21 protein-coding genes are annotated in these 18468 nt (G+C 48.8%); 8 read left to right on the forward strand and 13 right to left on the reverse strand.

The window, feature by feature from the left end; all coding sequences use genetic code 11:
• Positions 1–222 precede the first annotated feature (222 nt).
• Together AC8GE9_RS06150 and AC8GE9_RS06155 are read right to left on the reverse strand one after the other, a co-directional pair.
• Positions 223–1380 carry an ABC transporter substrate-binding protein gene (locus AC8GE9_RS06150; RefSeq protein ID WP_506676229.1) on the reverse strand — a complete coding sequence of 386 codons (1158 nt, stop codon included), beginning with the start codon at positions 1378–1380 and terminating at the stop codon, positions 223–225.
• Between the two features lie 90 nt (positions 1381–1470).
• Positions 1471–1944, reverse strand: a complete 474-nt coding sequence (locus AC8GE9_RS06155; protein WP_506676230.1) for a hypothetical protein — start codon at positions 1942–1944, stop codon at positions 1471–1473.
• 184 nt (positions 1945–2128) lie between these two features.
• Here AC8GE9_RS06155 and AC8GE9_RS06160 point away from each other — a divergent pair, with 184 nt between their 5' ends.
• Entirely contained in the window at positions 2129–3670 is a 1542-nt protein-coding gene (locus AC8GE9_RS06160; RefSeq protein ID WP_506676231.1) for a TRIC cation channel family protein, read from the forward strand.
• Between the two features lie 40 nt (positions 3671–3710).
• Entirely contained in the window at positions 3711–4520 is an 810-nt protein-coding gene (locus AC8GE9_RS06165; protein WP_506676232.1) for a ChaN family lipoprotein, read from the forward strand.
• A 59-nt stretch (positions 4521–4579) separates the two neighbouring features.
• On the opposite strand, the gene AC8GE9_RS06170 is transcribed toward AC8GE9_RS06165, so the two are convergent.
• The 4 genes from AC8GE9_RS06170 to AC8GE9_RS06185 form a co-directional block, all read right to left on the reverse strand.
• Positions 4580–5692: a Fic family protein gene (locus AC8GE9_RS06170; protein ID WP_506676233.1), complete on the reverse strand. Its 1113-nt coding sequence runs from the start codon at positions 5690–5692 to the stop codon at positions 4580–4582.
• Positions 5693–5753: 61 nt separating this feature from the next.
• Positions 5754–7244, reverse strand: coding sequence for a M81 family metallopeptidase (locus tag AC8GE9_RS06175; protein ID WP_506676234.1), 1491 nt, complete (start codon positions 7242–7244; stop codon positions 5754–5756).
• Between the two features lie 49 nt (positions 7245–7293).
• Positions 7294–7680: a type II toxin-antitoxin system VapC family toxin gene (locus AC8GE9_RS06180; RefSeq protein WP_506676235.1), complete on the reverse strand. Its 387-nt coding sequence runs from the start codon at positions 7678–7680 to the stop codon at positions 7294–7296.
• The gene (locus AC8GE9_RS06185) at positions 7680–7892 is read right to left on the reverse strand and encodes an AbrB/MazE/SpoVT family DNA-binding domain-containing protein (RefSeq protein WP_028817278.1); all 213 of its coding nucleotides are present in this window, start codon (positions 7890–7892) and stop codon (positions 7680–7682) included. The genes AC8GE9_RS06180 and AC8GE9_RS06185 overlap by 1 nt, the downstream gene beginning before the upstream one ends.
• Positions 7893–8068: 176 nt before the next feature.
• On the opposite strand from AC8GE9_RS06185, the gene AC8GE9_RS06190 reads away from it, so the two are divergent.
• From AC8GE9_RS06190 to AC8GE9_RS06200, 3 genes are read left to right on the forward strand one after another with little or no spacing between them, the layout of a single operon-like run.
• On the forward strand, positions 8069–8707 hold the full coding sequence (locus tag AC8GE9_RS06190; RefSeq protein WP_506676236.1) for a trimeric intracellular cation channel family protein: 639 nt from the start codon (positions 8069–8071) through the stop codon (positions 8705–8707).
• 22 nt (positions 8708–8729) lie between these two features.
• Positions 8730–10574, forward strand: a complete 1845-nt coding sequence (locus tag AC8GE9_RS06195; protein WP_506676237.1) for a nitrilase-related carbon-nitrogen hydrolase — start codon at positions 8730–8732, stop codon at positions 10572–10574.
• 14 nt (positions 10575–10588) lie between these two features.
• The gene (locus tag AC8GE9_RS06200; protein WP_506676238.1) at positions 10589–11041 is read left to right on the forward strand and encodes a hypothetical protein; all 453 of its coding nucleotides are present in this window, start codon (positions 10589–10591) and stop codon (positions 11039–11041) included.
• A 7-nt stretch (positions 11042–11048) separates the two neighbouring features.
• On the opposite strand, the gene AC8GE9_RS06205 is transcribed toward AC8GE9_RS06200, so the two are convergent.
• From AC8GE9_RS06205 to AC8GE9_RS06230, 6 genes are all read right to left on the reverse strand, one after another.
• Positions 11049–11468: a phosphate-starvation-inducible protein PsiE gene (locus tag AC8GE9_RS06205; RefSeq protein ID WP_506676239.1), complete on the reverse strand. Its 420-nt coding sequence runs from the start codon at positions 11466–11468 to the stop codon at positions 11049–11051.
• A gap of 98 nt (positions 11469–11566) precedes the next feature.
• On the reverse strand, positions 11567–12553 hold the full coding sequence (locus AC8GE9_RS06210) for an acrylyl-CoA reductase family protein (protein WP_506676240.1): 987 nt from the start codon (positions 12551–12553) through the stop codon (positions 11567–11569).
• A 20-nt stretch (positions 12554–12573) separates the two neighbouring features.
• Complete coding sequence (locus AC8GE9_RS06215; RefSeq protein ID WP_506676241.1) at positions 12574–13794, reverse strand: CaiB/BaiF CoA transferase family protein; 1221 nt, start codon at positions 13792–13794, stop codon at positions 12574–12576.
• 12 nt (positions 13795–13806) lie between these two features.
• Positions 13807–14784, reverse strand: a complete 978-nt coding sequence (locus tag AC8GE9_RS06220; RefSeq protein ID WP_506676242.1) for a Bug family tripartite tricarboxylate transporter substrate binding protein — start codon at positions 14782–14784, stop codon at positions 13807–13809.
• A 130-nt stretch (positions 14785–14914) separates the two neighbouring features.
• The gene (locus AC8GE9_RS06225) at positions 14915–15232 is read right to left on the reverse strand and encodes a CcdB family protein (protein WP_506676243.1); all 318 of its coding nucleotides are present in this window, start codon (positions 15230–15232) and stop codon (positions 14915–14917) included.
• The gene (locus AC8GE9_RS06230; protein WP_506676244.1) at positions 15232–15495 is read right to left on the reverse strand and encodes a type II toxin-antitoxin system CcdA family antitoxin; all 264 of its coding nucleotides are present in this window, start codon (positions 15493–15495) and stop codon (positions 15232–15234) included. Before AC8GE9_RS06230 ends, AC8GE9_RS06225 begins: the two co-directional genes overlap by 1 nt.
• Before the next feature lie 162 nt (positions 15496–15657).
• On the opposite strand from AC8GE9_RS06230, the gene AC8GE9_RS06235 reads away from it, so the two are divergent.
• The 3 genes from AC8GE9_RS06235 (at position 15658) to AC8GE9_RS06245 (ending at position 17822) form a co-directional block, all read left to right on the forward strand.
• The gene (locus AC8GE9_RS06235) at positions 15658–16203 is read left to right on the forward strand and encodes a CIA30 family protein (protein ID WP_506676245.1); all 546 of its coding nucleotides are present in this window, start codon (positions 15658–15660) and stop codon (positions 16201–16203) included.
• Positions 16204–16318: 115 nt separating this feature from the next.
• Positions 16319–16885 carry a hypothetical protein gene (locus AC8GE9_RS06240; protein WP_506676246.1) on the forward strand — a complete coding sequence of 189 codons (567 nt, stop codon included), beginning with the start codon at positions 16319–16321 and terminating at the stop codon, positions 16883–16885.
• Positions 16878–17822 carry a nucleotidyl transferase AbiEii/AbiGii toxin family protein gene (locus AC8GE9_RS06245; RefSeq protein WP_506676247.1) on the forward strand — a complete coding sequence of 315 codons (945 nt, stop codon included), beginning with the start codon at positions 16878–16880 and terminating at the stop codon, positions 17820–17822. The genes AC8GE9_RS06240 and AC8GE9_RS06245 overlap by 8 nt, the downstream gene beginning before the upstream one ends.
• Before the next feature lie 25 nt (positions 17823–17847).
• Here AC8GE9_RS06245 and AC8GE9_RS06250 read toward each other — a convergent pair whose 3' ends face one another.
• On the reverse strand, positions 17848–18465 hold the full coding sequence (locus tag AC8GE9_RS06250) for an alpha-ketoglutarate-dependent dioxygenase AlkB family protein (RefSeq protein WP_506676248.1): 618 nt from the start codon (positions 18463–18465) through the stop codon (positions 17848–17850).
• Positions 18466–18468 lie beyond the last annotated feature (3 nt).

Genomic DNA, 18468 nt, shown 5'->3' on the forward strand with positions numbered 1-18468 from the left:
CGCGACGATCTTTGGATCGACAGAAATTCTTGGTGTGACGGCGCTAGTCGTGCCACCTCCGTCACTACAACTCGCTAATTGAACAACACAGAAAATGAAGAGGGCGAGGCGGCAAGCGGACTTGAATGCGGACATTAGGCGCCTTTTTTACTTTGAAGTAAAAGTGATCATTAATGTTGTTGTGAATAGTTACACCATGGCCTTCTTACTGACGTTACGTACTTACTTAGCCTTGCTAGGCGGGGCCAGCAGAATTGGATCAGAAATGACCGAATGGTGTCGGAAGGCCTTATCCTTTACGATCTGCACCTGAATATCTTTTTTCACTTCGTGCAGATCATTGAACGATAGTTTGCCAATCGGCATGTCGTAGTTGCCTGCGGCAATGGCATCTCGCAATGCAGAGCCACCTTTTCCGCCGGTTTTCTTCAAGCCTTCAATCGCCACTGCTGTCGCTGTAAAAGACGCGGCAGCCACCAGGACGGCATTTGCATTTGTTGCCTTGCGATAATCAGCCAGAAACGCCTTGGTTGCAGGCGCATTAGAGTCTCGGTCTAGCGAGGTCGTCACCAAGGTACCCTCGGACGCTGGCCCGGCAATTTCGATGAACTTGTCGGAGTCATAACCTACCTGACCGATGATTTGCGCTGTCACTCCTGCAGCGCGCAACTGTTTGACCAACGGACCGGCAGTAAAAAAGTAGCCTGTGGCATAGATCACCTCTGGATTATCGGATTTAATCTTGTGCACCAGCGACTCAAACTGGCGATCGGACATTTCGTATTCATATTCAGTGACGATGTTGATACCCAATTTAGGGGCGGCGTCTTTGAAACCATCAGCCAAAGCCCGACCAAAGTCATTCTTCAACGTCACTAGGACAACCTTCTTTTTACCCAGGTTTTGCACCAACTGAGCACCTCCTCGACCTAGAACTTCTCCCATGGCCGAGACTCGAAACATGTAGTCTCCAGTCAAGGTAATGTCAGGGTCAATGGCGTAGGCTACGACATAGGGCACCTGTGCACGCTGAAAGATTGGTGCTGCAGCTTGCGTGGATGCGGAGTAAGAGCCAGAAACGGCGACGACCACCCGATCATTTTCAACCATCTTGGTGGCCGAAGTGACGGCCTCCTTGGGCGATGCTTGATCATCGTAGACCATCAGTTCGATTTTTTGACCTGCCACGCCACCCTTTGCATTGGCCTGTTCGACTGCCAGCTTGGCACCCTCTAGTGCTGATTTGCCATCGGCAGCAGCGAGACCAGTTAAAGGGACGTTGAAACCCATTTTGAGCTGAGCCCATGCTGGGGCTGCAAAGAGGACTAGGGTCGTCGTAGCGACACTCAGAAATGAAAAATGGTAGGTACGTGATTGCATGAGCAAATCCTCTAAAAGACTGGCATTAAATTAGGGTGGATGAGAGGGCTGGGGTCACAAGTTCGAACCTTGTGCCTCCTCACTAAAATATCATTTCAGGTTAATCGCGTGCTGCCATGAGTTATCTGACAGATGTGTCGAGGTAACCGTACCCATTGCGCCCGCATATTTGCCTGTGCCGCCAATGACTGCCCTTTGCAACACTGCGCTACCCTTCAGTGTCGAATCGGCCTTTGGGTAAAGTCCGACACCTTGAATCAGAATGGTATCTTTTTCGTCAGGGCCGATTGAAAATACAGCCATGGTGATACGTCTTTCAATGCTTGAGGCCGAATTGCCTTGGCCAACGGTCGTCATCACCCAATCCATCACCACTTTTTGTTGGTCGGTTGTTTGCCCGTTAAATTGCCAAATGCGCTGATCACCTACTGAGTCACCCGGCACTCCAAGGTCAATGAAGGTTGGGGTGGGGACAGGTCCGTGATTGATTGTTAGGGATTGCTGAGCCGCGACTGGTGCAGCTAGAGCAAAGGTGACAACAACTAGTGATAAAAAACGTTTCATTTCGATCCTTAGTAAATGGTATCTCGTTGTAATTAAAAGTATTCGAAAGCCCCTAGATAAACATAGTATTGGCTAATCATCAATGTATCCAATGTAAATGCACTTTTCTCGCAAAAGCTTGCTTTATTCATCATGACTAAAATATGATGCATTTGTCTAGTTGGCTCAATTACCAGAAAATGACATGACAATCTACGCCCAAAGCGCTACCCCCTTAACGCAATTTTGGCGTTTCTTGCTAGGTCTTCTATTGGTCTTGATGGCGTATCCTGCACTGTCCCAGCAAGAGTCCAAGGTCTTGCGAAGTGGATGGTACCAGTGGGACCCTTATCAGTACGAAGCTGTTAAATACCAACTCAAGTATTTGACGGGTTTGGACGTGCAGTTGCTCAGGACCGTTTTTGGCAAAATGGGTATCGAACTGCAGATTGATCCGGTGAGCTGGCGTCAACATCAGCAGGATATTAAAGTCGGGACACGCGATATTGCGGGTGGCGCCTTCAGAAGCAAAGAGCGCGAGGAATATGCCTATTATTCGATCCCGTATCGCTCTGAAAAAGATGTGTTGTTCGTACGAAAGGGCGAGCAGAAAAAGTTTAACTTCAATTCTGCTGAGGAGCTCGTCAAGATCCTTGAGTCTGGCACGTATAAGCTAGGTGTGATTGACGGATTTTTTTACGGTACCACGTTGATGCAATACATCAATGATCCTCGCTACGCTAACAGGATCATTAAGGCCAAAGACGATCTGGCGAATTTCACCAATTTGTTGGAGCATAAGATTGATGCGTTTCCGATTGATCATCTCGTCGGAGGGACCTTAGGATGGCGGCATGGGTGGCAAAATCAGGTAGTGGAAATGCCAAACCCAGTGTTCGAAGACTCAATTCATGTGTTGTTTAGTAAGAAAACGATGAGTCCCGAGTTGGTCGAGCAGTTTAATCAAACGCTGCTTCAGATGCAAAAGAGCGGTGAATACAACAAGGTGATACGAGATTATCTGTTGCCTATTTTACTTGGGCAAACCGCAGGACAAACTTGGTTTTTTATTATCGATATCATTGGTACGATTGCGTTTGCAATCTCAGGCTTATTGCTCGCGCGTCAGGGCAATTACAGCCTGTTTGGCGCACTTGTTCTTGCAGCACTCCCATCGATTGGTGGCGGTATCATGCGCGATATTTTAATTAATCGCGAGACGCTCTCTGTTGTGAGATCCCCTGTTTATTTAGCGACTATTTTTGCGACGGTGATGTTTTTCTATTTGGTGTTCCATATAGAAGATCGGTATCGCCGAAAAACAAAAACGACCTATGGTCAAAAAAACATGTTTATCGGACGAATTTCTAATCATGCGGCGATTGAGTTTTTCGACGCTCTGGGATTGTCGACTTTTGCGGTGGTGGGCGTGATCGTTGCAGTCGAAGCCAAGGTTCAGCCTCTGTGGATGTGGGGGCCCTTAATGGCTGCGTTGACCGGAGCTGGGGGCGGCATATTACGCGATGTGATTCGCGCCGATGCGAACAATCCAGGGCTTAAGGGTTCTTTCTATGCTGAGGTCGCCCTGATTTGGGGATTGATTCTGTCGCTGTTTTTAAACTGGTATTCTTTACAACCCAAGTATGAGTTGTTTCATTTGACGCTCGCGGTGGCTATTGTGATTGTGGGTGGAGTGATGATGAGGATTGCTGTGGTGTATTACAAAATCCGTAGTCCAATGTATTGACCGTTTTAATTTTGGTTAAGTACGCTTGAATTATGAGCGCATGAAAAAAATAGTGAATGTATTGATTTTTAAATTTCTGACATTACTTTTTTTTCTCTCACCTGCATGGGGTCAGGCTGATTGGCGTTCCCACGTCTTGACGCTACCCGCGTCTCACGTTGTTTTGCTAGGCGAGCAACACGATGCTTCCGAGCATCAAACGCTTGCTAAGCTCAATCTAGCTTTACTCGTGAGCTCGCAGCGCCTTGCTGCCTTGGCATTGGAAATGGTAGATGAGGGTTTCAGTACCCGAGATATTTCTCCACAGGCGGATGAAGCGATGGTGCGCCATGCCTTAAAGTGGAATGACTCGGGATGGCCATGGCAGCGTTACGGCTCTATCGTGATGTTAGCTGTGCGCGCAGGTGTCCCTGTGATGGGCGCAAACCTACCCCGTTCTGAAATGAGTGAAGTCATGAAAGATACACGATGGGACTCATCAGTACCTGAAGCTGTTCTAAAAGAAACGCGGGAAAGCATGATCTCAAGCCATTGCGGTCTTTTGCCTGAGGCTCAGGTACCCGGGATGGCGCGCATTCAAATTGCGCGTAATGAACGCATGGCTCAAACAGTTAATCGCTTGATACAGAGGGATAAAACGGTTGTGTTACTTGCAGGTGCTGAGCATGTCAAAAAAGATCGCGGCGTCCCGCTGATGATGTCTGCAGACGCATTAACTCAAGTTCTGGTTGTCTGGATGCACGCTGGCCCAATTGGATCTGATGGATCCTCGGTAGCGGATATTGTTTGGCAAACACCTCCTGTGCCATTTAAAGACTATTGCGCGGACTTAAAGCGCTCATTGAAATAAACGAATGACCCATTTAAATGACGAATGCTTTTTTTTGCGTTGACTGAATTTTTTTCGTGTTAGGTTAAGGCGTAACTGGTACTGCGTCCTCCTGTCTCTGTCCGACGTAAAATACCGCGCTCCACCAAATCATTAATATCTCGCAGCGCTGTATCGGAAGAGCATTTGCTGATCGCAGCCCATTTTTTGTTGCTCAGTTTTCCTTCAAAACCATCGAGCATACGATTGAGCACTTTGATTTGTCGCGCATTGAGGGGCGTGCTTGCCCAGCGCGTCCAGAAGTTTGCTTTGCTCAATACGTTGGATAGGACACTGTCAGCTTCTTGTAGCGCACGTAACAGACAGGCGAGAAACCAACTGAGCCACTCGGTTGCCTCTAGGTTTCCCTTTTGCGTCTTCTCAAGTAGGGCGTAATAGTCTTTACGTTCCTTTTGAATCTGGGCGGAGAGGCTGTAAAAACGTTGTTCGCTCTGATCCGCTCGAGCCAGAGAGAGATCGCCGATAGCGCGTGCGATACGACCGTTTCCATCGTCAAAGGGATGGACCGTCACAAACCAAAGATGCGCCAGACCGGCCTTGATCAAGGGATCAAGCTCTTGATAAGTTTCAAACCATAGCAAAAAATCAGCGATCTCGGAGGGCAATCGAGCGGCGGGTGGCGCCTCAAAGTGCACGCGTCGTTTGTATGTAGCGCCTGAAACAACTTGCATGGGGCCTTGGACATCATTGCGCCATACGCCCACATTGATCTCTGACTGGCTTCGTTGTTCTGTGGGAAATAAAGCAGTGTGCCAGTCGGTGAGTCTCTGAGCCGTGAGAGGCGTGTGGTGAGCGCGCGTGGCGTCAAGAATCATTTCTACTACGCCATCGACGTGTCGATCCGCAGGCGCGATTGCACCGATATCAACTCCGAGTCTGGTGGCGATTGAGGAGCGAACAGAGTCCGGACTGAGATGCTCGCCTTCGATTTCACTTGTTTTGAGTACATCCTCTGTCAAGGCCTCAAGCGTGGCATGGGACTTGGCGCTGACACCTTGATCGCGCATGCGACCGAGCAGTTGACCTAATGCTTGGTGAACTTGAGCGAGCAGAGGTGCCAACGCGCTTGCGTTGTAGCGCCACTGAGGCCAGTCTGGAAGTTGCCAGACATAAATATAATCGCCGCTTTTCATGCGGTGATTATAGGCTTTATTCACCGCAAAGTCAATTATTCACCGCTTTAAATGCGGTGAATCAAGGCCTCGTCCGCGTCGTTTTCGCCAGCTTCGTCCAAGGCAAATCCGCTGGATCGGCAGCCATCGGACCCGCCGCTTTCGCCACCAAAATATGGGAGGCAATGGGTGTGAAATCCGCCCGGAAATGGTTGGAGCTTTTTACAACCAGCACTTTCATCGTCTCGGGATGTACGCCCAACATTCTGAAAAGTTCGCGATCCAAGAGTTGTTTTTTACCGCTCGCTACCGCAACAAGGACACCTTCGATTTCTAGCAAGGCGCAGGGCCCAAGCGCAATCCGTGAGCCCGTCATCATGGGGCCTTTTAGTGTCACCTTGCCATCCGAGAGTGCTTTGACTTTATAGGTACCCTGTACAGGGGGGTCGCTGAGTTGTCCTGTAAAGGTCGGTACGGCTGTGCCGATCGACGTTGTGATGGACGCGCCAAGACCGGCTTCATGAGCTAGGGTGGCTGTCTTCGGATCAAACAACAGTCCGAGCGCAACTTTGCCAGGCAGCCTTTTGCCTGCGCCTTTTTCAAGCAAGGCACGCAACAGACCTGTTGTATTGCTGTCACCGCCGGCACCTGGGTTGTCTTGCGTGTCAGCGATCACTACAGGCTTTTCGTTAGTCTCGCCAAGCAGACAGGCACGCTCGACCGCATCGCGTGCGGAAAACATGTCGAGTGCCCACTGCGTAGGTTCGCTTACGTTTGCGTACAGTCGCTGCACCGCAGCCTCGGCGCGGTCACCATAGCCCCAGACCATTGGCGCGCATTCTTCGATATCCGAGGCTGGAAACGCCATACAAAAACTCAGACAGGTGTCGAACTCGCGATCCAGATCAGCGAGCTCGGCGTAGCGTGACTGTGCGGGTTCGAGCCAAGTGCTCTGTGCATTCAGTGGAATCAGATAAGGCAGACGACGGAACGCCATGGGCTCTTTCGCTCCGCGCTTGATGCGCCGTTTTAAAAGCTTTGCTGCCAGCTCGCCAGTCTTGGCCATATCCACGTGGGGATAGGTGCGGTAGGAAACGAGGGCGTCGGCCTCGGCCAACATGCGGTGCGTGACGTTGGCATGCAGATCCAAGCTCGCGACGATGGGCATCTTGGGACCGACGATTGCACGGATGCGGGCAATGAGCTCGCCCTCAGTGTCATCGATATGCTCGGCAACCGCGGCACCATGTAAATCGAGATATACCGCATCAAAACCGCCACGACGAATATCAACCAAGATCGCCTCACTGATGCGTTCGAACGCGTCGCGCGTGACGTGCGCAGATGGAATCGCACCACACCAGGAACCGGGTACGAGCTGCCATCTCTCGAGACGCGCCGCCTCTATAAATCCGCCGATAGGGATATTGACATCGCGCAAGCTGTCCAACATGGGCTGGCCAGTAATGAAGGCCGGAAAGGATTCGCCACGGTTAAACGCAGCCCAATCAGCTTTTGTGGGCGCAAAGGTGTTGGTTTCGTGCTGATAGCCTGCGACGTAGATTTTCAACATTTGACTCCAGAAGAATTGAGAAACCAGCTCAGCTGAGCTTGAATCAATATTATTTCGCTAAATAAGTCACAGAGGCTAGCTTGGCAAAATGCGCATCAAACGTCATTAGCTGAGCTCGATGATATTGAGCTGTGGCATACACAATGGCATCGACTGTCGCAAGCTTGTGCTTGCGGTGGCACTCTGATGCCATTAATGCGATATCAGTGTCGAGCGGAGTCACGATACATTTTTGTGTGTAAGCAATCACAGAATCGGAACGCTCCTCTCCAAGCTCTCTGGTGAGCCATTTCGACAGTTCAAGTTGAACAATAGTAGGGACGATACAAAATTCTTTGGATGGAAATTTGCTACTGAGTTTTTTGCCGTGCTGACTATCTGTGAGCCATTCGATCCAAGCTGAGGTGTCTACGACATAAAGCTGCTTGGATGCCATTAATAACGATCCTTGCGATCTCGGTAATTGTCGGGGTTGGCACCTTTGGCAATCCCACGGAGCTGATTCAGTTCGGGCACGGGCATCACCAACAGGCCGTCACCTTTGGGTAGAAAGACAAACTCCTGTCCGGCAGACCAGTGCATCGTTTCTCTGATCGCCTTGGGAATAGAAATTTGAAACTTGCTTGATAGAGTGGCTGTGTTGGACATTTCTGGTTTAATCCATATCGATTGTATTTTAGTAAGAATACAAAGCATAGGTCATGTTGTCAATCGGTTGCAATATTTAATTCTCTCTACGACAAGGGGATTTGTTAAAATTTGTAAAGTTTCGGTGTGCTTCAAACTTTCGCACTGATTAAAAAATTCTTTTATAGAGATAAACAATGGTTGAGACGTTACCGACGCTGCCGTTATGGGTCGATGTCACCGCGATGTCGACAACGGCTATGTACGGCGCTGCGACAGCCCGTAGTCGAAACGTTCCCATAGCAGGAACCTTGTTCGCGGGGATTTTGGGCGGTGCGGCGGGTGGCATTGTCAGAGACTTGCTACTTGGACTTGAGCCCATTGCGATTACAGGTCCGTATTACTTCCCCTGGATTCTGCTGGCAGCTGTTTTTGGCGCCTTCTTTTTTTATAAATTTATTTCTTCAAAAATCCCATACCTTGTGTTGAAAGGCGTTGCGATTGGTTTGTTGATTTCGATTGGATGCCAAAAAGCACTCATCCACCAGGTGCCGTTTGTGTCAATTATTCTTTGTGGAGTTCTCACGGCGACCGTGGGTGGGATGGCGATTGATACCTTGACGCGGCATCGTGCTGCGGTCTTTAGTCAGGCGCATTGGTTTGCCACCGCGCTCATTATTGGAAGTCTTGTGTTTTACGGACTCACAATCAGCACTAATTTTTATATCGCGACAGTGGGTGCCGCGCTTACCGCTGCTGTGCTGTATGTCACCAGCGTGCTCCGAGACTGGCCATCCCCTACGTGGCCTAAAGAAGACACCGATATGTCCGCCTGATTTGATTTGTTAGGAAAAAAATATGACTGCTGTAAAAGAAGCTTTTAAAGTTGCTGCGATTGAGTTCAACCCTGAGTTTATGGAGTTGGATAAAAATATTGTGGCTGCGACGGCCATTGCTGAAGATGCGGCTAAAAATGGTGCCCGTTTGATTGTGATGCCTGAAGCGGCTGTCTCGGGCTACATCTACCGTGATCTCGAACAGTTTTTGCCTTACATGGACACGGTGCCAGGCAAGACCACCGATTCGCTGTTACGGGTGACAAAACAATACAACTGCTACATTGCGATCGGCATCGCAGAAATCGATCGTGACACGGGCTTGACCTACAACACCGGAGCGCTGGTGGGCCCTAATGGTCTGGTCGGTAAATATCGTAAAAATGGTTTGAACCCATCCGATGTGTTGTGGTTCGTGCCTGGCAATACTGGCTATCCTGTGTTTGAGACCGAGCTCGGTCGCATCACGATGATTATTTGTTACGACGATACCTATTGGGAGCCTGCACGCGTGGCGGCTCTCAAGGGCTGTGACTTGATCGCCTATATTTGCTCATCAGATCGCTTGTTGCCGCAGCTCGGTGAGCAGGCTGCTGGAAAACACTCGACGATCGCCGCGGTTCAGCATCAGAGCGCCTGGAATGGTTTGGCTATGATTGCGGCGGATCGTAACAATGCGGAGAGCAACCCAACAACCGGCGTGACCGTGACCTATGGTGGCTCGGCTTCGATTTGGCAGGCCGATGGCGAGCGGATTGCGCATGCGTCTGCAACGGACTACAGTAAAACAATGACAAACAAGCCTTCGATCATTTACGGCATGATCGATCCAGCCCGTTTTGATAACGAACAAAAGCAAACCCTTGAGCGACGTCGACCCGAGCTTTATAAAGAGCTTGCGTTTTATCGTGCACCGACAGATTCGGCTGCTTCAAAAAAGCCTCACGAAGTCACGGCGGCGGCCGTTCAATATCGTTTAGACGCCAATGATTTCGAGGGTAATTTAGATCGTTGTACGACCTTGATTCAAGACATGCAGAACGGCTCTACCGAATTTAATTTAGTAGTCTTGCCTGCGTTTTCATTTAGCGGTCCTGTATCTAAGGACAACGTTGATCGTATCTCCGAAAAAGCGCTTGGAAAATCTACGCAGGCTGCCAGTGATTTTGCTGTGCGTTTGAAATCGCATCTAGTCGCTAGCTTTATTGAAAAGGATGGGGATCGCTATTTCCATACGGCGGTTTTGCTCGCGCCTGATGGAAAGGTGCTCGGTCATTATCGTCAAACGCATCTTGATCCCGTTAATGCCGTGTTTTTAAGCGCTGGCGATGACTTGCCCGTGTTTGAAACGTCGATTGGCAAGATCGGACTCTTGCTTAACGATGATTTCCGTTTTCCAGAAGCGTCTGGCATGTTGTCTTTGCGTCGCGCGGACATCATTGCTGCGCCTGTGAGTTGGTCAGGTCAATATGGCGGTCGTTTGCAGGATGCTGCGGGATTATTCGACCATCCTTATGCCGCCAATACCATGGTGTTTTGGTATGCGGCCGCTAAAACGTCGCAAGCCTACACCGTGGTGGCCAACTCAGTTGGAAATGGCTGTATGGGATCGAGCGGGGTGTTTACGATCAATCCCATTGATTCGCTCGAAATCCCCGTGGTGGGATCGATCGATAACGAGGAGGTGGTGTCACTGAAGTTCACGACTCTTGGCAATGCCTTTTGGATGAATCAAAGCAAACTGATCGGCGGACGTCGGGCCGATCTGGCATCGCCTTTAGTTTTTCCAATACAGTCCAAAGCATTACAACAATGGAAGAAAACATCTGGTTTCGCTGTTGATGCTTGGTCAGCCTACAAACAATAAAAAGTTTTTCAAGTATGAATGTGATAGCAACCAATTATGTTTTTAATTTTGATGCGCTGATACTCGGTTGCGTCACGATCGTGTTGTGCTTGATCGTACAGGCTCTTTTTGTGATGCTTGTCACCACTAAATTTAAAAATGGTGTGAGTAAGCTCGTGAACGAAGGCCGTTGGGTGATGGCGCAAAGCGTATTTTTTGCTGGAATTCTGTTGCTGTTGATTTCACATTTAGTGCAAATTTATATATGGGGTTTATCGCTCAACCTATTCGATATTATTCCCAATCAACATCAGGCGATGGTGTTTGCCGGTAGCACCTACACCACAGTCGGCTTTGTGACGGATCCTCTATCAGACCACTGGCAACTCATCACCGTCATTATGGCTTGCTCCGGGTTTTTCTCGTTTGGCTGGAGTACGGCAGTGATGTTTCTGCTTTCCCAGGCGTTGTTTCCCTCAGAAAAGTGAAGTGATCCTAACTCATATCGCTGTTTTTATCGCTTGGGTAGCGCGTGCTGGTAAAGCGAACAACCAAAATAGATAAGGCAATTGCGAGAGTCGTGCCGCCCACAGCAAGCATTTCTGTGATGTTGATGGGAACATGACTCATGATGTCCACCATGTGTCGGGTCAGGGCCGTGATAGCGATATAGAGTAAAAATCGCACGGGCATGTGATTGGTTTTAAAGTAAATCCCCACCATCGCGCCGATCTCAAGGTAAATAAACAGCAACAAAAGATCTGGAATCGTTGCGTGATGTTTTTGAAACAAATCAAAAAATGTCCATCCAGCAGCCCAAAATGTGGCTGCACCGATAGCGAACAACGCAAATCTGTGAAAAATGCCAACACAGAGATTGCCGAGTCGATCGAGCTCTTTAAGTTTGCTATCCATGACTTCCCTTTAGAAATCAGCCCAAATACTGATTGGCTGCATTTCAATCTAACACAAACAACAACACCGTTTAAATATAACCTTTATCGCAATAGTCATCACTCAAAAGTGACGACTGCACGACCTCGAATCCCCGCTTGCATGACTTTAGCGCAATGGTCGAGTAAGTTTTCAAATTTGATTGGATAGGCAATCTGATGCAGATGCTTGGGGTGTAAATCACCACCCTTGGCCATACGCGCCCAAATCTCACCGCGCTCTGGAACAGGATGATTGCCGTTGATACCGACTAAGGAAACGGATCTTAAGATGAAGGGATAGATGGACGTCGTCAAGGTTTCACTAGCGGCATTGCCAAAGGCGCAAATCACAGCGTGTTTCTTGGCGGAGCGGAGCACGGCATCGAGAGGCGCGCCTCCTACGGCATCGATCGCGCCTGCCCAGCGTTGTTCTTCTAGCGGTTTATCACCGCCAGCGATTTCCTCTCGTCCAATGACACGACTCGCCCCAATAGACTTTAAATAGTCTTCTTCAGATTTTTTGCCCGTGCTGGCGACGACTTCATAACCTAAACCCGTCAACATATCGATTGCAAAGGAAGAGCTTCCTCCTGTGCCACCTGTGACAATGATCGGACCATCCGTCGTTTTGACGCGACGTTCAATCTCAACAACGGCGACAGCGGACGTATAGGCGGCAAGTCCCATTGCAACGCTGTCAAAGGCATCCATTCCGGCAGGAATGCGCCCAACCCATTTGGCAGGTACGCGAACATACTCACTGTAGGCACCATCACGTTTCATCCCGAAGTCGCGTCCGCCTTGAACAGTGACTATATCTCCTGTCAGGAAGTCAGGGTGACTGGATTCGACAACAGTGCCCGACATTTCGATACCTGGAATGCAAGGAAATCGTCCGATGACATTTCCCACACCCATGACGCCTCGCGCATCTTTGTAGTTCACTGCTGCATATTGCGTCTTGATCACGACCTCTCCTGGATCAAGATCGTCAATCGTTTGCTCCACGAGGCGACTAATTTTTTTATCGCCCTCAAGATATTGTCTGATCGCTTTGAACGTCATCTTCTTTCTTCCGAAATATTTTATGTTGGTCTTTGCACGATGACACCATCAGCCAACAAAGCATCGATTTGAGCTTGATCCAAGCCGTACTCAGCAAGGACTTCGCAGCTGTGTTCGCCCAAGGCAGGCGGACCGTAGCGCACGCGGGACTGCGCGTTTCTGTCCCCAACGGCGAGTCCTGGCATCTTGACACTGCCTGCGATCGCGTTTGCTGTGTCGACGATCAGCCCATTGTGTTTGAGTTGTGGTGAGTCCATTACCATGTCGTAATCAGCGATTGGACCGCAAATGATGTCTTGCGCTTCCATGAGCGTCTGCCACGCTGTAGAGGTTTTTGACGCAAGCAAGACGGTCAGTTCTGTCATGAGCTTTTTACGATTGGTCACGCGTAGGGCAATCGTGGCAAAGTCTGGGTGCGATGCTAACTCTGGTTTGTTGAGTAACTGACAAAGTGCGGGCCAACGATCATCATGGTAGGCCGCAATCATGAGCCAGCCATCTTTTGTTGGATAGGCTTCATTCGGAGCAGAGTAGGGCGCAGCGGTACCAATCCGGATGGGTTTTTCACCGCTCGACAAATACGATGCGATCGCAGACTGTTGAAACATAATCGCACTGTTGTAGAGCGACATATCTAGATGCTGTCCCTGACCCGTCGCTTCGACAACACGTAGGGCCGCCATCACCGTACTTGTCGTTAAAAAGCCTGTCACCATATCGACTGCGGGCACGAGGACTTTCATCGGTGGTGAGTCTTCATTACCGATGTTGCTCATCAAACCAGAGACGGCCTGCACGATCCCGTCTACGCCTGGTTTGTCACGCCAAGGACCTGTTTGACCATAGGCAGAGACAGAGGTAAAAATAATTTTCGGATTGACTGCGCGGAGTGCTTCGTAGCCAATGCCGAGGCGCGCCATGACGCCCGGTCTAAAGCTCTCAAGCACGACATCCGTGGTCTTGGCCAATTGCAAAATTAAAGCAGCGCCTCCGGGCTTTTTTAAATCAATAATCAGTGAACGTTTATTGCGGTTAAAAGACATTGACACCACGGACTCGCCGTTTTGCCAAGGGGGGCCGAGCTTTCGACCGATGTCTCCGCTGGGCGCTTCGACCTTGATGACCTCGGCGCCCATATCGCCCATTTGCATACCGGCCAGGGGGCCCGCACCGATCTGTGTAAAGTCGAGGACACGTATGCCCTCTAATGCCTTGTTAATCGTGGGCATTTGTTTAGACATAGTGATCTCTAATTAGTCGAGTTTGAGGCCGATATTGTTAATGGCTTTTTGCCAGTACGTCAGATCTTGCTTGATCAGTGCGGTCATTTGCGCGGGATCAAGATAGCTTTCTACAAAGCCTTGTTTCGCTAATTGTGCTTTGGTTTGCGGATCTTGTAATGCATCGCGAATAGAGGCAGAAATTTTGGCGACAATTTCTTTGGGTGTATTAGCGGGCGCGAGGACGGAGTACCAGAGTGGAACGTTATACCCTTTGAGTCCACCCTCTTCGATGGTTGGAACATCTGGCATGGTGGGTGAGCGCTGCGGGGTTGAGACCGCAATCGCACGCACCTTACCTGTTTTGACATGTTGTTCCAGTGAAGCCATGGTGCCAATCGTCGCTTGGACCTGACCACCAATCAAATCAACAATGGAGGGCGAAGTGCCTTTGTAAGGAACGTGGGTGACTTTGACGCCAGCATCGAAATTAAAGACTTCGAAAGCAATGTGTTGAGGTGTGCCCAAGCCTGGAGTACTGTAATTGAGTGAACCTGGTTTGGCTTTTGCAAGCGCGATAAATTCTTGAAGATTTTTTGCTGGAACTTCGGGGTGAATGGCCAACAGCATGGGGACAGAGGCAATTTGTGCGATTGGCGAGAAATCCTTGGCGATATCAAAAGGCAGCTTTGAATAGATCCATGGATTCATCGTGACTTGATTAGAGGCGATCACAATGTTGTATCCATCTGCGGGAGACTTCGCAACAAAGTCTGCGCCGATGTTACCGCCGGCACCGGCACGATTGTCGACGACGACTTGTTGGCCAAGGATCTCAGACATTTTTGGAGCAAGCGCACGGGCAAGGATGTCGTTTCCGCCACCGGGTGGAAAGGGTACGACAAAGCGGATGGGTTTGTTAGGAAAGGATTGAGCTGCGGACTGTGCGCCAACTAAGGGTGCAGTCATCAAAGAGGCGATAGTCACCGCAAGCGATATTATTTTTTTCATGATTGTCTCCGTACTGAGGGTGTTCGGTGTTTGAACAATGTTTCATATTACACATTAGGGAGATGTTTGTTTGTCCAAAAGGTGGAAGGGCATTGATAGAGCATTTGGTGCTGAATAAAGTCCCTTTTATTTAGAAACCATGAAACAAGAAATCAAGAGCCGAGATGATCTCTGTTTGCTTGTGTGCGATTGATTGCAAGGGTGTTTTCAACAGGCGCATTGGAATAGCCCCCATCTTTGGTGTTTCTAACAAATAGTCTTCACGCCCGATTCTGATGATGGGCGTGAGTCGATTGGAAATTTTGACGTCGGGAAAGTCTTTGAGGCGTCGCAAGGGGATCACCACTCGGCTGTCAAGCCCGTCTAGTAAATCGCTTTGAACATCAAGCAGGTAAGGGGTGGATGCGGATTGGTTGCCGGGGTTGGCATACACGTCAAAACGCGCCATTAAAAGCTTCTCCACTCATCTAAGGGCAAGCCTTCATTTTCAATCGTTGCGTTGTAGGCGGTGATGAAGTCTGCATGATCTTGACGCCACCGTCGCGCTTGTTCTTGGCGAACGACCTCTCTGAGGTACGCATCACACAGTTTTGAAATATTGATTTTCATCTCCCGTGCCGCATCAAGGACGTCAGTGCTGAGCGTCAGATTGGTTGCGCGTTTGCCTGGGACGGCGGATCGCGGGCGTTGCTCGGACTGAACTGCAGGCATTTTTCTCTCCGTGTGCAGATAATATACGCATAAATATATACGTATATTAATATACGTATATTTTATCCTGCATCAACAAATGTTCGATGATCGAATGCCCGCTAACTGATTGATCGGTGCTATCTTGGGTGCTCAGCCAACCCTGGTGCAAGAGTGGACGTCATGAAAGCAATGATCACAGCCTTATTATTATTCCTGAATGTCACGCTGGTGGCGGGAGCAAACCCAATGATGGATGACTTTTCCGGGAAACCTGAAGCCCGCTGGGAGTTTCTGACGGATCAGGTGATGGGAGGGGTGTCGACGGGCCAGATGCGCTTTGAAACCATGGATGGTCGTCCTGTCGCCCACTTGTCAGGGACCGTGAGTACGGCCAATCGCGGGGGCTTTATTCAGTTTCGTACAGCACTCAAAGAATCTTTATCTCAGAGTGCTACTGGTGTGCAGATCACGGTCAAGGGCAACGGCGAGCGATATTTTGTGCATCTGCGCACGTCTTGGACCTTGTTGCCCTGGCAGTATTACCAAGCGGGTTTTGATACGACTGGTGAGTGGCAGACGATCCAATTACCTTGGTCAGACTTTAAGGCCTCCGGCAGCATGTTGTGGCAAACCCCCAGCCCGACTTCTGTGCGCTCCTTAGGTATCGTGGCTTTCGGCAAGGACTATGAGGCGGATCTCTGGATCCAGTCGGTCGGGTTTTATTGAAAAAATCGAGTTAATTTTTTTGCTATAATTGCATGAAATGTCAATTAATATTCATGCAATGAAACATTATTCTGAGCCTAACCTAAACGCACCTCCACCGGTCAAGGAGAGCTCCTTGGAACTGGTCGCGAAAACGTTGCAATCGGGGTGTGTTTATCGGCGTGAGGATTTGGTACAAGTTTCCAATGCGGTGGACAGGCACCTCGGTATGTTGGTCAAGGCTGGCCTACTACAAAAACTTGCCCAAGGACTCTACTACGCCCCTAAAAAATCTGCATTCGGTATCGTCCCCCCCGCAGATCAAGCATTAGTTAAAAAATTTCTAAATGATCAAGATTTTTTAGTGTTTTCTCCTTCGAGCTACAACACGCTAGGTTTTGGAACTACACAGCTCTATAACAAAACCATTGTTTATAACCATAAGCGTCATGGTTTGTTTTCTTTTGGTAATCGCGAATTTGACTTTAGGGTTAAGCCTCGTTTTCCCAAGAGACTGACGCCTGAGTTCTTGATGGTTGATGCACTCAACAACATTGATTCGTTGGCCGAAGACAAAGATAGTATTTTAAAAAGAGTAGAGCAAAAGCTTGTCGATTATGATCAAGTGAAGTTATGTCGTGCCATTGAGGATTTTGGGTCAGTTGCAACGCGTAAACGTTTCAAGCGTTGGCTGAATGCTTGATTTTTTGCATGACAGACGCGACTTCAAAGAACTATTAGCCGTTGTTGCTGAGCAGCGCGGCATTGATCCAATATTGGTTGAAAAAGACTACTGGATCATGCATTGCCTTTGGGGGTTAAAGGCTGCGGGATTTCACTTTGAGCTTAAGGGGGGTACTTCTTTATCTAAGGGCTTTGGCGTGATTCATCGTTTTTCGGAGGATATTGATATCCGAATTGATCCACCACTGGCTATGAATGTAAAAGTAGGGCGCAATCACGACAAGCATGTTCATGTCGAATCTCGACGTACATACTACGAATGGCTCTCAAAGAAAATTAGTATTCCCGGTATCAGTGCAGTTGAGAGAGATACTGCATTCGATGAAGAAAAAATGCGTAGTGCTGGAATTCGTTTACGTTACTCAAATAGAGCAGCACAACAAACTGGGATAAAAGACGGAATTTTGCTAGAGCTAGGCTTTGATGACACTGCGCCGAATCGCCAAGTGACTATTTCGTCATGGGCCTATGAGACAGCTGTTTCAGCGGGAGTGACGGCTTACGATAATCGAGCTGTCAATATTCCGTGCTACTTACCCACTTACACGTTTGTTGAGAAACTGCAAACAATATCTACGAAGTATCGATTGCGAAAGATCAGTCGGTCTTTTCCGCGCAACTTTATGCGCCATTACTACGATCTGTATTGTTTATTAGATTTACAGGAGATCCAATCTTTTATTGGCACATCGGAATATCAATCGCGCAAAGTGCGGCGCTTTAGAGGTAGTGACGAGCTAAATATTTCAAAAAATCCAGCATTTTTTTTGAATGATCCTCAGGAGAAAGCCTTGTTTGAAAGTGAGTATCGTAAGACTTCAGCGCTGTACTACAGTGGACAACCGGACTTAGAAAAAATCCTGACTAGATTTGGTCAATTTATTTTTAAAATGTGAATATTTAATACGCTGTTTAGCGAGACTAGAATTGAATCGCTCGAAACGTCAAATTGATGCGAGGACCGACCGGACGTGTCGTTTTCACAAGGCTGTGATTCCAGAAAGTCTGCGTCGGTGCATGCATGAGTAACACGCTGCCGTTTTCCAACATCAACGAAGCATTTGTTTTGTCGGCTTTGTGTTTAAAAGAAAATTTACGTGCTGCGCCGAGGCTCATGGACGCAATGGGGGCGGTCTGAACGAGCTCAGGCTCATCATCGCTATGCCAGCCCATTCCCTCGCTGCCATCGTGATAGAGGTTTAGCAAGCAGGAGTTAAATTTCCATTGCGCGATTTGTTCTAGTTTGCTTTTGATTTGTAGTAATTCGGGCGTCCAAGGTTGGGGTTCTTTTTTGACACCTGAATAGGTATAAGCGCAGCCTTTATCTCCCACCCATGCAACTTTTCTTTTGGTTGTGATTAGTTTGCCAAACATAAATAGTTGATCGACCTGCCAATTCAGTGAGTCCAATAGCGCAGTAAAGATTACTGAGCATTCCTCTGCTTTCATGACGGCGGGGTAGTAACGCACATCGCCTTCTTTACCAAGAAGATTGTGTGCTAGATGTGAAGGATCACGCTCAAATAATTGTGCTTGCATGAA

It is taken from the genome of Zwartia lucis, from assembly GCF_965234455.1.
Classification (GTDB): domain Bacteria; phylum Pseudomonadota; class Gammaproteobacteria; order Burkholderiales; family Burkholderiaceae_B; genus Zwartia; species Zwartia lucis.

Bases quoted from the DNA above. Each gene is read 5' to 3' on its own strand.
- AC8GE9_RS06150 (WP_506676229.1), bottom strand. From the start codon at position 1,380: ATGCAATCACGTACCTACCATTTTTCATTTCTGAGTGTCGCTACGACG.
- AC8GE9_RS06155 (WP_506676230.1), bottom strand. From the start codon at position 1,944: ATGAAACGTTTTTTATCACTAGTTGTTGTCACCTTTGCTCTAGCTGCA.
- AC8GE9_RS06160 (WP_506676231.1), top strand. From the start codon at position 2,129: ATGACAATCTACGCCCAAAGCGCTACCCCCTTAACGCAATTTTGGCGT.
- AC8GE9_RS06165 (WP_506676232.1), top strand. From the start codon at position 3,711: ATGAAAAAAATAGTGAATGTATTGATTTTTAAATTTCTGACATTACTT.
- AC8GE9_RS06170 (WP_506676233.1), bottom strand. From the start codon at position 5,692: ATGAAAAGCGGCGATTATATTTATGTCTGGCAACTTCCAGACTGGCCT.
- AC8GE9_RS06175 (WP_506676234.1), bottom strand. From the start codon at position 7,244: ATGTTGAAAATCTACGTCGCAGGCTATCAGCACGAAACCAACACCTTT.
- AC8GE9_RS06180 (WP_506676235.1), bottom strand. From the start codon at position 7,680: ATGGCATCCAAGCAGCTTTATGTCGTAGACACCTCAGCTTGGATCGAA.
- AC8GE9_RS06185 (WP_028817278.1), bottom strand. From the start codon at position 7,892: ATGTCCAACACAGCCACTCTATCAAGCAAGTTTCAAATTTCTATTCCC.
- AC8GE9_RS06190 (WP_506676236.1), top strand. From the start codon at position 8,069: ATGGTTGAGACGTTACCGACGCTGCCGTTATGGGTCGATGTCACCGCG.
- AC8GE9_RS06195 (WP_506676237.1), top strand. From the start codon at position 8,730: ATGACTGCTGTAAAAGAAGCTTTTAAAGTTGCTGCGATTGAGTTCAAC.
- AC8GE9_RS06200 (WP_506676238.1), top strand. From the start codon at position 10,589: ATGAATGTGATAGCAACCAATTATGTTTTTAATTTTGATGCGCTGATA.
- AC8GE9_RS06205 (WP_506676239.1), bottom strand. From the start codon at position 11,468: ATGGATAGCAAACTTAAAGAGCTCGATCGACTCGGCAATCTCTGTGTT.
- AC8GE9_RS06210 (WP_506676240.1), bottom strand. From the start codon at position 12,553: ATGACGTTCAAAGCGATCAGACAATATCTTGAGGGCGATAAAAAAATT.
- AC8GE9_RS06215 (WP_506676241.1), bottom strand. From the start codon at position 13,794: ATGTCTAAACAAATGCCCACGATTAACAAGGCATTAGAGGGCATACGT.
- AC8GE9_RS06220 (WP_506676242.1), bottom strand. From the start codon at position 14,784: ATGAAAAAAATAATATCGCTTGCGGTGACTATCGCCTCTTTGATGACT.
- AC8GE9_RS06225 (WP_506676243.1), bottom strand. From the start codon at position 15,232: ATGGCGCGTTTTGACGTGTATGCCAACCCCGGCAACCAATCCGCATCC.
- AC8GE9_RS06230 (WP_506676244.1), bottom strand. From the start codon at position 15,495: ATGCCTGCAGTTCAGTCCGAGCAACGCCCGCGATCCGCCGTCCCAGGC.
- AC8GE9_RS06235 (WP_506676245.1), top strand. From the start codon at position 15,658: ATGAAAGCAATGATCACAGCCTTATTATTATTCCTGAATGTCACGCTG.
- AC8GE9_RS06245 (WP_506676247.1), top strand. From the start codon at position 16,878: ATGCTTGATTTTTTGCATGACAGACGCGACTTCAAAGAACTATTAGCC.
- AC8GE9_RS06250 (WP_506676248.1), bottom strand. From the start codon at position 18,465: ATGCAAGCACAATTATTTGAGCGTGATCCTTCACATCTAGCACACAAT.